This window comes from Savagea serpentis, from assembly GCF_015351395.1.
Classification (GTDB): domain Bacteria; phylum Bacillota; class Bacilli; order Bacillales_A; family Planococcaceae; genus Savagea; species Savagea serpentis.
In genome coordinates this window covers 155,224-169,588 of record NZ_JADKPV010000005.1, presented here as the reverse complement: position 1 = coordinate 169,588, position 14,365 = coordinate 155,224, and the positions used below count along the sequence as shown (strand labels likewise).

The window sequence follows — 14,365 nt, the reverse complement described above, 5'->3', positions numbered from 1 at the left end:
TCATTTTTTTAAGACAGTGCATTTTGTTTTTTTTGAGAAGATGTCATTTGAACGAGTTCAGTATTGCGGATGGACCATGTTTTCGTAATGGCATACCCAATGATTAATGCGGTCATCCCTACGATATAAGGAGCGCTAATGTTCCAGTCAAACAATAATCCTGCTGTAGCGGGACCGAACATATTTCCGAAACTCATGTACGAATTCATCATGCCTGCTGCATATCCTTGTCTACTTTTAGAAGCGAGTTTGGAAACGAATGTGTTTACTGCAGGACGGAGTAGCGATGTAGCGGTAAAGAAAATCGCTGCGACGAGCGCAATCGACCAAAATTGATGCACGAATAAAATGCCCATCATCGAAATGCCTGCGATGAGTAAGTTAATTAAAATGATTCGCATTTCTCCAAAACGTTCAAATAATTTTTGGATGAAAAAAGATTGCATAATGACGCCAGCAAATCCACCAATGGTAATGACAATCGCAATTTCTTTGGCTCCGTATGAAAAGACTTTGTCTAAGAAAAGAGATAATGTCGATTGGAAATTCGCTAAGCCGAATGAGAAAATGAGCATGACGAGTAATAAAACGAAGTAGTTTTCTTTCGTCGATTGTTTTAATTGTTGTCCGAGTGACACGCGCACTTTCGCTTGTTCCAATTGTTCTTCAGACGGTTTGATATTCGGTAGGAAGAAGATTGAAAGAATAAAAGCTACTAATGTAGCGCCTGTTGCGAAGTACAATGGGAATAATAAGGTGATGCTCGCTAAAAATCCACCGAGTGCTGGGCCGACGACAAAACCTAATGTGATCGCAGCACCGAGCATTCCCATCCCTTTCCCACGGCTTTCAAACGGTGTAATATCCGCGACGAATGCCATCATCGGTGGAATGAGGAAAGCTGCACCGAATCCAGAGAAAAATCGTGCAACGTACAACATCCACAGTTGAGTAGATAAACTGAACGCTAATTGAGACGCTGCATAAATGAGAAGTCCGATTAAAATAATTTTTTTACGTCCATGTTTATCGGATAATCGTCCAGAAATGGGCGAAAATAAAAATTGCGCAAATGAAAATGTCGCAATAATAAAGCCGAGTGCGGTTCCGACTGTATCAGCCGAACCAAATCCTCTTAAAAATTGTGGCATGATCGGAATAATGAGCCCGATTCCTGCCATTGTAATAAATGTATTTAACATTAAAATACTTAACGCAATTTTATTTTGTTGTTTCATACATATTTCACCCCCATTCTATTAAATATACTCCGTTTCTTCATAGAGTTCACCGATTATGCCTTATCCCTTAAAAAAGTTGTTTTGCTTGAAATATTTCCCTTCCATCCATTGACAATTTTAAAAACGACTATCGAAATAGTCGTTTTTAAAAAGCTATTGCAAGCCCATTTTAAACTCTAAAAAGTATTCGTTGTAAATGCCTAAGTTTTTCAAACCGAGGTTTCGATATACTTCGAGATGTTCGCGCATCTCTTCGTCTGGATAGTAACGCTCATCTTCGACAACTTCAGGGTCCATCAGCTCCAAAGCGGCTTCGTTCGGTGTCGTATATCCGACGTAATCGGTATTTTGCGCTGCGATATCAGGACGGAGTAAAAAGTTTAAAAATGCGTGTGCTCCTTCGATATTTTTAGCCGTGCGTGGGATGACAAAATTGTCGAACCATAAGTTAGAGCCTTCTTCCGGGACGATATAATCGATATTTTCATTCGAGTTCATCATGTCTGCCGCTTGCCCTGACCAAGTGAGGGCAACTGCGGCTTCTTCGTTTACCATAAGCTGAGTTACTTCGTCTCCGATGACGGCTTTAACATTAGGTGTGAGAAGAGCAAGCTTATCCATCGCTTCTTGAATTTCGTCAGGGTCAGTCGAGTTCAGTGAATAGTGAAGGGAATTTAACCCCATCCCGACGACTTCTCTCGCACTATCGACTAAAATGACGCGCTGTTTTAAAGAAGGGTCCCATAAATTGTCCCAAGACTCGAATGTTTGTCCTTCTAATAAAGTAGGGTTAAAAGCGATTCCGAGCGAACCCCAAAAATACGGAATGGAGTAACGATTTGCTGGATCGAAAGGTAAATCTAGAAAATACGGATCGATATTTTTTAAATTTGGTAAAAGGGAATGGTCGAGTGGAAGAAGTAAGTCTTTTTCCATCATCATTTCAATCATATATTCACTTGGAGCGGTAATGTCATAATTCGTTCCACCTTGTTCGATTTTTCCCATCATTCCCTCATTAGAGTCGAATGTTTCATAAATGACTTTAATGCCGGTTTCTTGCTCAAATTGTTTTAACACATCAGGGTCTATATAATCTCCCCAATTATAGACGGTGATGGAATCTGTCGTTCCAGAAGCGGAACCTTGTTCGAGTTTCCAAACGATGCCAAGCATCATAAAACCGACGATTAAAATTGCAATGGCACTTTGAATGAGTGGTTTCATCGTTTCACCCCCGCGATCGAAGTTTTGGAGCGTTTGCTAATGAAGTAATAGCCGACGACGAGTAAAATCGTCACGACGAATAAAATTGCAGACAACGCGTTAATTGTTAAAGTGACCCCGGTTCGCGCCATTGAGTAAATTTCAACAGATAATGTTGAAAAACCGTTTCCTGTAACGAAAAAAGTGACGGCGAAATCATCTAAAGAATACGTCAACGCGAGAAAGAAGCCCGCAAAAATACCAGGTTGAATGTACGGAAGAATGACCCGTTTTAACACATCTTTTCGCGTAGCACCAAGGTCGAGTGCTGCATCGATTAACGATGTATTCATTTCAAATAATTTAGGCAAAATCATAATGACGACAATCGGAATACTAAACGCCGCATGAGAGATTAAAACAGAAGCGAATCCGAGTTTCACCCCGAGCATCGTAAATAAAATTAAGAAACTCGCACCGATAATGACATCGGGGCTGACAATTAAAATATTGTTTAAGGAGAGTACGGTTTCACGTGCTTTTTTATTTTTCATAAAATAGATAGACAATGCGCCGAGCGTGCCGATTGTCGTCGAGATGAGCGCGGAAAAGAGCGCGATAATAATAGTATTTAAGACGATGACGAGCAGGCGCGTATCTTCAAAAACAGCGGCATAATGTTCCCAAGTAAAACTTTCGAAATGACTCATTTTTCCTCCAGAATTAAAGGAGTAAAAAATGAGATAGAAGATCGGTAAGTACAAAATGAGAAACACGAACGCTAAATAAATTTTTGGTCCTTTACTTAACTTTGTCATGTTTTTTCCCTCCGATCTCTTTCGTCGCGGTTAAGCGCATAATGATGAACATGAAAATAATTAAGAATACGGCAATTGTCGAACCCATTCCCCAGTTTTGTGTGACGAGAAATTGTTGTTCGATCGCTGTTCCAAGGGTAATGACTTTATTCCCGGCAATGAGTCGCGTAATCATAAAGAGCGAGAGCGCAGGAATAAAGACGACTTGCACACCGGATTTCACCCCGTTTAATGTCAGGGGCCAAATGACTTTTCGGAATGTCGTCCAACCGCTTGCCCCTAAATCTTTCGCCGCATCTAAATAAGAAGGATTTAATTGATCGAGCGCATTGAAAATAGGCAAAATCATAAATGGAATAAAAATGTACACCGCGACAAACACGAAACTAAAATCGGTAAATAAAATTTGTTGTTGATCGAATCCGAGTGCTGTAATGAATGCATTGATCGGTCCGTGCAATCCCATAATTCCGATGAAGGCATACGTTTTGAGTAAAAGATTAATCCAGCTCGGAACGATGACGAGCAATAACCACAACTGTTTATGTTTCGTTTTAGTAATGAAGTAAGCGGTCGGATATGCGATCAGGAGTGTGAAAAATGTAATGAGAAACGCATACCAGAAAGAATTGATTGTTAAAATAAGATAAGTCGATTTGAAAAAATCAACGTAATTGGTCCATGTAAAAGCGCCAGTAATGTCAAAAAACGAGTAATAAAAAATGAGTACAATCGGAGCGATGACGAAAAAAGCAATCCAAATCATGTACGGAATCATATACCATGGTCGAAAATTGGATTTATTCATCTTCAGCACCTCCGTATGCTTCCATCCGTATGTCGAAAGCTTCTTCTGTTTCATTTAAGCGCATGACGTGAACATCTTCAGGGTCGAAATGGAGTCCGATCGTTTCACCTACTTCTGCTTTTTTTGTTGAATGGACGAGCCATTCATTACCATCTGCGTCATACGTAGACAATTCATAATGGACGCCACGGAACAGTTGAGTATCGACTTCGACATCAATCATACCCGCTCCTTGCGTAGTGATGACGAGGTCTTCGGGGCGAATGATAATGTCTACTTTTTCATTCGGCTTCACTCCGCCATCGACACATTCAAACTGTTTGCCGTTAAATTCGACGAGATAATCGCGCACCATTCTTCCTTCGACGATGTTGGATTCTCCGATAAAGTCTGCGACAAAGCGGTTGATCGGTTCGTCATAAATATCGAGGGGAGTGCCAGATTGTTGGATTTTCCCTTCATTCATGACGAAAATTTCATCGCTCATCGCGAGCGCTTCTTCTTGGTCATGTGTGACGAAGACGAATGTTTTACCGAGTCGTTGTTGTAGTTCGCGAAGCTCATATTGCATTTCAGAACGCAATTTTAAGTCGAGAGCGGATAGTGGTTCATCGAGTAAAATCACTTTAGGGTCGTTGACAATTGCGCGGGCAATCGCTACACGTTGGCGTTGTCCACCTGACATTTCAGTAATTTCACGATTTTCAAAACCAGCTAAGCTCACGAATTTCAATGCTTCGAGTACACGTTCTGTCACTTCTTTATTGTTCACTTTTTTTATGCGAAGTCCAAAAGCGACATTTTCAAAGACATTTAAATGGGGAAAGAGTGCATAATCTTGAAAGACGGTATTTACTTGTCGCTCATTCGCTGGAATATTATTGACGAGCTCGCCATCAAAATAAATATCGCCTTGAGTTGGTTCCATAAAGCCTGCAATGAGTCGAAGAATGGTTGTCTTTCCACAGCCTGATGGTCCGAGTAATGTGTAAAATTTCCCCTCTTCTAATTCAAAGCTAATATCATCTAAAATGAGCTTCGAATCATTATAATTCATCGATACATGTTCGAAACGGATAATTGGTTTTGTCATAATGACCCTCCTTTATAAGTATGATTCTGTCGCAATTAATAAAAATTCACTCACTTTTTTACTCGCATTTTGAATTTGATGATGGTCGAGTGATTCAAAATAGACAGAGTCACCTTCTTTTGCAGTAAATTGTTTCGTGCCAATCGTAATGGTAATTTTCCCTTTCAAAACGTAAATAAACGTTTCAGCTTCCGATGGTTCATATTCTTTAAAGGCTCCGCCCGGTTGCAATGTAATATGGACAGGATCCATTTCATTTTCGTTTGAGCGTGGGATGAGCCATCGAATATCGTATCGTAAATCTTCATTTGTATAGACCGTTTGATCGCTCGCACGATAGACGACTTTTCCTAATTTTTTTGGTTCGTCAAAAAATTCTTTTGGACTGGAACCGAGCACTTCTAAAAGTAAAAATAATGTTTCGATAGAAGGGGAGTTTAAATCACGTTCTAATTGCGAAATAAATCCTTTCGATAAATCGGTCCGCTCCCCGAGTTCTTCTTGTGTCAATCCTTTTTGAAGTCGTAAATTTTTAATCTTTCTTCCGATATCCACAGCACACGCTCCTTTATGATTAAAGTTTAGTAATAGTAAACTTAAAGTTTATTTCAACCTTTTTAATTATAATCATTTCTTTGCGATTTGCAATAGTTTTTTGTGTGTTTTACATGATTTTTTAAGGTAGGTTGACGCTTTCATTCGATACATGAAAGGGAACGTGATACACTATAAAGAAAAAATAGGGAAGAAGGATTAAGATGAAAAAAGAGTTTGCCGTCATCGGCTTAGGGCGTCTCGGAGGAAGCATCGTACAAGAATTAGTAGCGCTTGGTGCGAGTGTTATGGCAATCGATATCGATTCGGAGAAAGTGGATGAATTTGCACAAATCGCAACACAAGCGGTCGTGGCAGATACGACGGATGAATCGGTATTGCGTTCGCTCGGTATTCGAAATTTCGAACATGTCGTTGTCGCGATCGGTGAAAATATTCAAGCGAGTATTTTGACAACATTAATTTTAAAGGAAATTGGAGTACCTCGTATTACGGTGAAAGCGCAAAATGATCACCATGAGAAAGTGTTGCTTAAAATCGGAGCGGATCAAGTCGTTCATCCTGAGCGAGATATGGGACGTCGTATGGCGAATAATATGCTATCGAATAATATTTTAGATTATTTAGAGCTATCAGATGAGTACTCCATTGTGGAAGTACAAGCGAACCGTGAACTCGTCGGACATACGTTAATCGATTTAGATATTCGTGCACAATACGGAATTAATATTGTGGCGATTAAGCGTGACAATCATCTTCTCGTTTCGCCTCAAGCGATTGAACGGATTAAAGATGGAGATATACTAGTCGTCATTGGCTCAGACCTCGACATTCATCATTTTGAAAAAGAAATATTATTATAAAAAAACTCGTAAATGGTGCGGAACAATCCGACCGTTTACGAGTTTTGTTTATTATTTTGAAATGTTCATCGCGTAGTCTGCGAGTAAACGTGCTCCAAAGCCTGTTGCTGATTTGGCATAATAGCCTTTTGCAGCAGGAGCTTCCATCGTTCCCGCCATATCAACGTGTAACCATTTCGTTTCTGGTTTCACGAAATGTTGTAAGAAGAGACCAGCTGTAATAGAACCAGCGAATCCGAGATTACTGATGTTATTTAAGTCGGCATAATCGCTCTTTAAGCCGCGGTTATAACTTTGGACGAGTGGCATTGGCCAGTTGAAGTCACCGTTTTCGTCCCCGATTTTTTTCATTTCAAAAGCGAGTGATTCATCATTGCCGAAGACACCTGCAATGTCTGTGCCGAGTGCGTTATGAATCGCACCTGTTAATGTTGCGATATCTACGACGTACTCAGCACCGAGTTCGTCTGCACGAAGGAGCGCGTCTGCTAAAATGAGGCGACCTTCTGCATCAGTGTTGCCAACTTGTACGGTCGTACCGTTTTTATACGTAATAATTTCACCAGGGTAGACGCTCGTATTGTCTGGTGCGTTTTCAACCATTGGGATGAGTCCGATAACGTTGACGTCTGCATTCGTTTCTGCGAGTAGATGCATTGCACCGACGACAGCAGCAGAGCCACCCATATCCATACGCATATCGGATAAGTCAGCACCTGATTTTAAGCTGATACCACCCGTATCGAATGTCACTCCTTTACCGACGAGTGCAACGAGTGGTTTAGATGGATTGTTTGCGAGGCGGAGTTCAGCAAATCGCTGTTCGTATTTACTGCCTTGTCCGACTGTTAAAACGCCGTTCATTTCATGTTCGATTAAAGCATCGCGATCTAAAATCGTCACGTCAACGTTCGTCGAAGCGAAATGTTCTGCCATCCATTCTGCATAATATTCAGGGTTTAAATGGTCTGACACTTCATTCATTAAGTCGCGTGCTAAAGCCATCGCGTCCGCTCGTGTTTTTCCGAGTGAGACCGCTTCTGCATCCGATCCTTCAATGATCAGTTGTGCGACCGGGTTTGCCTTTTTCGATTTGTATTTATCGAATGCGTACGCACCGAGGTGGAAGCCTTCAACGAATGCAGTCGTTGCATCGTTCATAAGTGTGTCAACTACTTGTTGTGTCGTTGTAACGCGCTCAATTTTTGCTTGTTGCGCATGGCGAGAAATGTCGCCAGCGAGTGAGCGAACTTCATCGAGTGTACCTTCTTTTAACGCAGAAGGACGAACGACATAGTAAAGATCGCCATCGATAAATGCTGTTGTGAATGTTCCTTCTTGTTCGTTCATATACGTTGTCGCTTCGAGCTGACGCGTAATGCGCGCATCATCTTGTAAAATAATATGTGCTTGTACCATAAAATATAGTACCTCCTTTAAACTATTTCGAATTCTAAAATAGTTTATCATATAAATGATAATTTGCCTAAAGGAAACAAACTGAAAATACAAAATGGTATACTTTTTAAAAAGGAGGGGATGAGATGCACGTATGGATTGATGCAGATGGTTCACCCGTTGTGAAGCAAACATTGCACGTGGCGACTCACTACTGTATTTCCGTGACAATTGTTACAGACCGCTCACACGAAATTTACGATGAGCGAGCCGAGACGGTTGTTGTCGATGAAGGGCGTGATGCAGTTGATTTTGAAATTATCGCGAGGATGAAGGCGGGAGATCTCGTCATTACGCAAGATTACGGGCTCGCTTCTCTCGTGCTTGCAAAAAAAGGATTTGCGATGAATGAAAATGGCGTTCTGTACCGAGAGGAAACGATTGATGTTTTATTGTATCAGCGAGCGATGCATGCGCATATACGTAAAAGTGGCGGACGGATGAAAGGGCCTAAAAAAAGAAAAACTGCTCAAAATGAACAGTTTTCCAAAAGTTTTAATCAATTTCTCCAGTCGCATGACATTCGTTTGAAATGAGTTGAATCGCTTTTAATTTATCTTCATAGTCATGCATAAACATGACGAGCATCACTTCTTCAGCATGGTATTTTGCAGCGAGCTCTTTAATTTTGCGCTTCGCTGTTTTTGGTGAGCCGACAATCATTCGTTTTCGATTGTCTGCAATTGCTGCCAATTCATAACTATTATATTCACGATGTATCGCCTCTTCCGGTGAAGGCGTACCATTCGACGGCATGCCCGTCGCTTGCATAAGGAGTGAAAGGTCCGCTGCTTTCGCTAAGTATTCAGCCTTTTCGTCCGTCTCCGCACAGATGAAAAAGACAGCGACCCCTTGCTCAGGATAAGCGAGTTCGTCTGAAGGGACGAAATGCTTGCGATAAATGCTCGCTGCATAATCGCCTGCCTCGTGGTTGATAAAGTGAGCAAACATGTAAGGAAGTCCTTTACTCGCTGCAAGTTGTGCGGAACTCGTACTAGATCCGAGCATCCAAACAGGTGTTTTCGTATCTGTTAACGGTGTCGCTTTTAAATTTCCATATGGATGGTTGTCAGGCAATGTGTCATATAAATAATATTTCAACTCATCTACTTGTTCTGGGAAGCGGTCGACATTGCGGTATTGTCCATTATTGAGCGCATATGTCGCACGTGGCATACCCCCTGGTGCTCGCCCGATACCAGCATCGATTCGATTCGGGAAAAGAGTTTCAAGAATTTTGAAATTTTCCGCTACTTTGTATGCAGAATAGTGAGGGAGCATGACTCCGCCTGTTCCTACACGAATTCGTTTCGTTTGAGAGGCGAGGTGGGTCATTAATATTTCTGGAGAAGATCCTGCAAATTTTTTCGTATCATGATGTTCCGATACCCAAAAGCGATGAAAGCCTAGTTTATCGGCAAGTTGTGCAAGTTGTACTGTATTTTGAAGCGCTTCCGCGGCATTGCTCCCTGTCGCAATACGCGATTGATCTAATATGCTTAATTTCATAAAAACATTCCTCCTTAACGAATCAGTATAGCGCTCTTTTTCAATTTCATGAAGTTATTTCGAAACATATTTGGGAATAGATCGTATAGGAAGAAAAGGAGGCATGCAACATGACAAGTTATTCATTGCAACAATTTATCAATGAGACGAAGCAAGATGATAAAAAAGCTGATTATTTTCAACTGGAAACAGAGCGCGTGTTGGAAGTCAATTTAGACGGTACCGTATGGGCAAAGATGGGCGCGATGATTTCATATAAAGGGGATATTAAGTTTGAACGGGAACGCATGGCTGAACACGGTCTCGGTAAAATGTTTAAAAAGGCGTTTACAGGAGAAGGAACATCTTTAATGAAGGCGATAGGAAAAGGAGAGTTGTACTTAGCAGATCAAGGGAAGAAAGTGACAATTTTTGACTTACAAGGAGATACATTGACTGTTAATGGCAATGACTTGCTAGCTTTTGAACCGAGTGTTGAGTGGGATATTCGTTTTATGCGAAAAATGGCAGGCATGATGGCAGGAGGATTATTCAATGTTCATTTACAAGGACCGGGGAAAGTAGCGATTACGACTCATTTTGAGCCGCTTACGCTAATTGTAAAACCGGGAGAACCTGTCATGACGGATCCGAATGCGACAGTTGCTTGGAGTGGTCATTTAGAGCCTGAGTTTGTCATGGATGTGTCGATGCGCACATTTATCGGGCGTGGAAGTGGAGAATCGGTTCAAATGAAGTTTGAAGGCGAAGGTTTCGTTATTATTCAGCCATTCGAGGAAACGTATGCAACGCAAGATAGTTAAGAGAAAGTGCGAATGAATCGTACTTTTTTAGTTAGGAGGAAAGAAAATGTTACAACGTTCTTTTTATGAAAGACCTGTTATTCAAGTGGCTCGTGAATTAATTGGATGTTATTTAGTACGTGAAATAGATGGAGAAACGCTCGTTGGAAAAATTGTAGAAACAGAAGCGTATGCAGGGCCTCTCGACCGTGCTGCTCACTCGTATTCGAATCGGCCGACAGAACGCACGAAAGCGATGTTTCAAGAAGCGGGACATGCGTATATTTATGAAATGCATACGCATGCTTTGCTCAATGTCGTAACAGGAAGAGTGGGACAACCACATGGTGTACTCATTCGCGCGGTTGAGCCGATTGCAGGACTAGAAGTGATGAAACAAAATCGTGCAACAGTGAAAAGGCAAATCGATTGGACGAATGGTCCAGGGAAGTTGACAAAAGCTTTTCATATTACGAAGGCACTCTATGCACATCCGTTAAATGAACGTCCCTTGTATATAGAAGAAGGAGAAAAAGGAGTGAAGATTGCTCGTAGTCCACGTGTAGGAATTGCAAATAGTGGACGCGCTGCCGATTATCCGTGGCGCTTTTTTGAGCGTGGTAATCCGTATGTTTCTACTTTTCGTAAATAAAATATACCCCCTTGAGCATTTTGTGAAGGAAACGTGAAGAATTATGATAGGATGTAGCAATAATGCGATACGAGGGAGGAACAAGAGTGAAAAAGAATCAAATCGATGCCATCGTCATGACGGATGGAAAACAACAACAGTTATATAAAAGGACGTTATGGATCGTTATTTTATCACAAGTTTTTAGTGGAGCAGGGCTTGCAGCAGGAATTACAGTCGGCGCTCTAATGGCGAAAGATATGCTAGGGGGAGACGGCGCGGCGGGTATTCCGAGTGCGCTTTTCACATTCGGCTCAGGACTTGCTGCTTATTTAGTTGGGCGTCACACACAAACTCACGGACGTCGCCTTGGCTTATCGTACGGATTTTTCGTCGGAGCAATCGGTGCAGTTGGAGTCATTGCCGCTGCTTACTGGGAAAGCGTCCCGCTTTTATTATTGTCATTATTCATTTACGGTTCAGGGACAGCGACAAACTTGCAAGCGCGTTATGCAGGAACAGACTTAGCTCTTCCACAAAAGCGAGCGACAGCAGTGAGTGCTGCGATGGTTTCGACAACATTCGGTGCAGTTGCAGGACCGAACTTAGTAGCGCCGATGGGGCGTTTTGCTGATTCGATTGGCTTCCCGACATTGTCAGGGCCTTTCATGTTAGCGGCGGTCGCTTATACATTAGCAGGCCTTGTTTTATACATTTGGTTACGCCCAGATCCCTTTATCGTTGCACAACAATTAGAGAAAGAGCGTCAAAAAGATGAAAAAGAAGTCGAAGTACCACCGATGTCTACACATGAAAAACGAGGTGTAACAATCGGTACTGTCATTATGGTCATTAGCCATGTCGTGATGGTAGCGGTCATGACGATGACACCGATTTATATGCAAAGTCATGGATTCACGATGGAACAAACGGGTATGGTGATTGGCTTCCACATCGCAGGAATGTATTTACCTTCCTTATTTACAGGAGTGCTCGTTGACAAAATTGGTCGTACGTGGATGGCCGTAGCAGCAGGAACTACATTACTCATTGCGAGTCTCCTTGCAGCATTTGGGCCAGTTGAGTCACTCGGTCCAATATTAACAGCGCTCATTTTATTAGGTGTTGGTTGGAACTTTGGTTTAATTAGTGGAACAGCGATCGTTGTCGACTCTGCACATCGTTCACGTACGGCGAAAGTACAAGGTTCTGCAGACGTATTCATCGCATTATCAGGAGCGGGAGGCAGCATTTTATCCGGTGTAATTGTCAGTCAGATGAGTTATTTAATACTGGGTGTCATTGCTGGAGTCATTGGCATTTTAATTGTGCCTTTTATTTTATGGGGACAAGCGCGTCAACGAGCGACTCTTTTTGCGAAATGAAAAAACGGTTTCTTCTCACAAAAGATGAGAAGAAACCGTTTTTTATTATCCGATTATATTGTATCCGCCATCGACGTAAATAATTTCACCCGTTACCCCAGTCGATAGTTGACTTAGCATGGCAATCGACATGTTGGCAACTTCTTCTTGTGTAATGTTGCGACGAAGTGGTGCTTCTTCTTCGACGCGAGTCAAAATGTCATTGAATGCGGGCACGCCTTTTGCGGAAAGGGTACGCACCGCACCTGCGGAAATCGCGTTGACACGAATTCCTTCTTTTCCAAGGTCATTCGCTAAATAGCGAACGCTTGACTCGAGTGCTGCTTTTGCGACCCCCATAATGTTGTATCCATATAATACACGCTCTGCTCCGAGATAACTCATCGTTAAGATAGAACCGCCTTCTGTCATTAAAGGACGTACTGCGCGACTTACGGCTGCTAATGAGTATGCGCTCGAGTCGAGAGCGAATGCGAATCCGTCCCGTGATGTATTAATATAATCGTCGCGCAAATCTTCTTGATGGGCGAAAGCGACAGAGTGAACGAGCCCATGTACAGTTCCGACAGTATCTTTTAATGTAGAGAAAGCTTCTTGGATGCTTGCATCTTCATTCACATCACATTGAATAATCGCATGTGCTTTAAAACCTGCTTTTTCCAATGCGCGTTCTAAACTTTTTTTCGAACGGTCTTTTCGATAAGTGAAAATGACGTTCGCTTCAAGTGCGAATAATTGTTTGGCAATCCCCCATGCGATGCTTCGTTCATTTGCAACACCCATGACGACGATATTTTTATTTTTTAATTGTAATAAATCCATTTCTTAACCCTCCATTTATACCTTCTATTAGTACCTACTGCTAAAAACAGTATAGCATAAAATACAAAGAAAATATAAATAAATAAAAATACATTTGACTTTATAAATATACATGTCTATACTAATGATTATGAATACGAAGAGGTGAAGGAAATGAAAATTGCAATTATTGGCGCAACAGGTTTCGGAGGAGCTGAACTTATCCGCTTACTGCATGGTCATTCAAAAGTAGAAGCAATTGATGTCTTTACATCATCGGAAGTCGGAGAGCAATACTCTAATAAATATCCAAGTATGATTCAAATATATGATCAACCATTACTGGAGATCAATTATTCAAAACTAGCACAGTACGATGTTATTTTTGCAAGTACACCAGCAGGGGTCACATCGACACTGTTTGAACCTTTAATGAATAAAGATGTCGTGTTAATCGACTTATCTGGTGATTTCCGACTTAAAAATTTAGAAGATTATGAAAATTGGTACGGTAAAAAAAGTGCGAAACAACAATATGTGGATAAAGCAGTATACGGTTTAACAGAATGGGCGAAAGAAAATGTGAAAGGATCGACATTCATTTCAAACCCTGGCTGTTACCCGACTGCAGCATTACTATCGACAATCCCATTGTATAAAGAGGACCTCGTTATTCCAGGCACATGCATAATCGATGCAAAAAGTGGTGTGACAGGTTCAGGAAATAGCTTAGTGAAAAGTTCTCATTTTTGTGAAGCGAATGAAAATATTTCGATTTATAAAATGAATAAACATCAACATATTCCAGAAATTGAACAAGGTTTAAAAATGTTTGCAGGGACGGAAGATACGATTACGTTCTCTACCCATCTCGTTCCGATGATGCGCGGTATTTTGAGTACGACGTACATCAACGTGAAAGAAGGAACGACGGAAGACATGATTCAACGAGCGTTTGAAGAAGCGTATAAAGATGCTCCATTCGTTCGTTTAATTGAAGAAGCAGGTATGTTTGGAACGAATCGTGTACGCGGAACGAACTATTGTGATATTCATTGGGACTTAGATGAACGGACAAATCGCTTAACGGTCGTCGCAGCGATTGACAACTTAGTGAAAGGCGCAGCAGGACAGGCGATTCAAAATATGAACGTACTGTTCGGTTACGACGAAATGGACGGATTAGACCAAATACCATTATATATGTAATGAAAG

Annotated in this window: 15 protein-coding genes; 6 read left to right on the top strand and 9 right to left on the bottom strand. The window is 41.5% G+C overall.

What is annotated here, in order from left to right:
* Nucleotides 1-8 precede the first annotated feature (8 nt).
* The 6 genes from IRY55_RS10360 to IRY55_RS10335 form a co-directional block, all read right to left on the bottom strand.
* Nucleotides 9-1,238, bottom strand: a complete 1,230-nt coding sequence (locus IRY55_RS10360) for an MFS transporter (protein WP_194563245.1) — start codon at nt 1,236-1,238, stop codon at nt 9-11.
* A 156-nt stretch (nt 1,239-1,394) separates the two neighbouring features.
* Nucleotides 1,395-2,468, bottom strand: a complete 1,074-nt coding sequence (locus IRY55_RS10355; protein WP_194563244.1) for an ABC transporter substrate-binding protein — start codon at nt 2,466-2,468, stop codon at nt 1,395-1,397.
* The gene (locus IRY55_RS10350; protein ID WP_194563243.1) at nt 2,465-3,265 is read right to left on the bottom strand and encodes an ABC transporter permease; all 801 of its coding nucleotides are present in this window, start codon (nt 3,263-3,265) and stop codon (nt 2,465-2,467) included. Before IRY55_RS10350 ends, IRY55_RS10355 begins: the two co-directional genes overlap by 4 nt.
* The gene (locus tag IRY55_RS10345; RefSeq protein WP_194563242.1) at nt 3,249-4,073 is read right to left on the bottom strand and encodes an ABC transporter permease; all 825 of its coding nucleotides are present in this window, start codon (nt 4,071-4,073) and stop codon (nt 3,249-3,251) included. The genes IRY55_RS10350 and IRY55_RS10345 overlap by 17 nt, the downstream gene beginning before the upstream one ends.
* Nucleotides 4,066-5,166, bottom strand: coding sequence for an ABC transporter ATP-binding protein (locus tag IRY55_RS10340; protein WP_194563241.1), 1,101 nt, complete (start codon nt 5,164-5,166; stop codon nt 4,066-4,068). Before IRY55_RS10340 ends, IRY55_RS10345 begins: the two co-directional genes overlap by 8 nt.
* A 12-nt stretch (nt 5,167-5,178) precedes the next feature.
* Entirely contained in the window at nt 5,179-5,721 is a 543-nt protein-coding gene (locus IRY55_RS10335; protein ID WP_194563240.1) for a helix-turn-helix domain-containing protein, read from the bottom strand.
* Nucleotides 5,722-5,924: 203 nt separating this feature from the next.
* On the opposite strand from IRY55_RS10335, the gene IRY55_RS10330 reads away from it, so the two are divergent.
* Nucleotides 5,925-6,584: a potassium channel family protein gene (locus IRY55_RS10330; protein WP_194563239.1), complete on the top strand. Its 660-nt coding sequence runs from the start codon at nt 5,925-5,927 to the stop codon at nt 6,582-6,584.
* Nucleotides 6,585-6,635: 51 nt separating this feature from the next.
* Here IRY55_RS10330 and IRY55_RS10325 read toward each other — a convergent pair whose 3' ends face one another.
* The gene (locus IRY55_RS10325; protein ID WP_235961125.1) at nt 6,636-8,003 is read right to left on the bottom strand and encodes a leucyl aminopeptidase family protein; all 1,368 of its coding nucleotides are present in this window, start codon (nt 8,001-8,003) and stop codon (nt 6,636-6,638) included.
* 125 nt (nt 8,004-8,128) lie between these two features.
* Here IRY55_RS10325 and IRY55_RS10320 point away from each other — a divergent pair, with 125 nt between their 5' ends.
* Nucleotides 8,129-8,578, top strand: a complete 450-nt coding sequence (locus tag IRY55_RS10320) for a YaiI/YqxD family protein (RefSeq protein WP_194563238.1) — start codon at nt 8,129-8,131, stop codon at nt 8,576-8,578.
* On the opposite strand, the gene IRY55_RS10315 is transcribed toward IRY55_RS10320, so the two are convergent.
* Nucleotides 8,538-9,551: an LLM class flavin-dependent oxidoreductase gene (locus IRY55_RS10315; protein WP_194563237.1), complete on the bottom strand. Its 1,014-nt coding sequence runs from the start codon at nt 9,549-9,551 to the stop codon at nt 8,538-8,540. The genes IRY55_RS10320 and IRY55_RS10315 overlap by 41 nt on opposite strands.
* Before the next feature lie 110 nt (nt 9,552-9,661).
* Here IRY55_RS10315 and IRY55_RS10310 point away from each other — a divergent pair, with 110 nt between their 5' ends.
* The 3 genes from IRY55_RS10310 to IRY55_RS10300 all read left to right on the top strand — a co-directional run bounded on the left by IRY55_RS10310 (nt 9,662) and on the right by IRY55_RS10300 (nt 12,349).
* A complete protein-coding gene (locus IRY55_RS10310) occupies nt 9,662-10,354 on the top strand; it encodes an AIM24 family protein (protein WP_194563236.1) in 693 nt (230 codons plus the stop codon).
* A 46-nt stretch (nt 10,355-10,400) separates the two neighbouring features.
* Complete coding sequence (locus tag IRY55_RS10305; RefSeq protein WP_194563235.1) at nt 10,401-10,985, top strand: DNA-3-methyladenine glycosylase; 585 nt, start codon at nt 10,401-10,403, stop codon at nt 10,983-10,985.
* 62 nt (nt 10,986-11,047) lie between these two features.
* Nucleotides 11,048-12,349, top strand: coding sequence for an MFS transporter (locus IRY55_RS10300; protein WP_408015168.1), 1,302 nt, complete (start codon nt 11,048-11,050; stop codon nt 12,347-12,349).
* Nucleotides 12,350-12,394: 45 nt separating this feature from the next.
* On the opposite strand, the gene IRY55_RS10295 is transcribed toward IRY55_RS10300, so the two are convergent.
* Complete coding sequence (locus tag IRY55_RS10295) at nt 12,395-13,171, bottom strand: enoyl-ACP reductase FabI (RefSeq protein WP_194563234.1); 777 nt, start codon at nt 13,169-13,171, stop codon at nt 12,395-12,397.
* A gap of 153 nt (nt 13,172-13,324) precedes the next feature.
* Here IRY55_RS10295 and argC point away from each other — a divergent pair, with 153 nt between their 5' ends.
* Nucleotides 13,325-14,359, top strand: coding sequence for an N-acetyl-gamma-glutamyl-phosphate reductase (argC, locus tag IRY55_RS10290; RefSeq protein ID WP_194563233.1), 1,035 nt, complete (start codon nt 13,325-13,327; stop codon nt 14,357-14,359).
* The last annotated feature ends 6 nt before the right edge of the window (nt 14,360-14,365 follow it).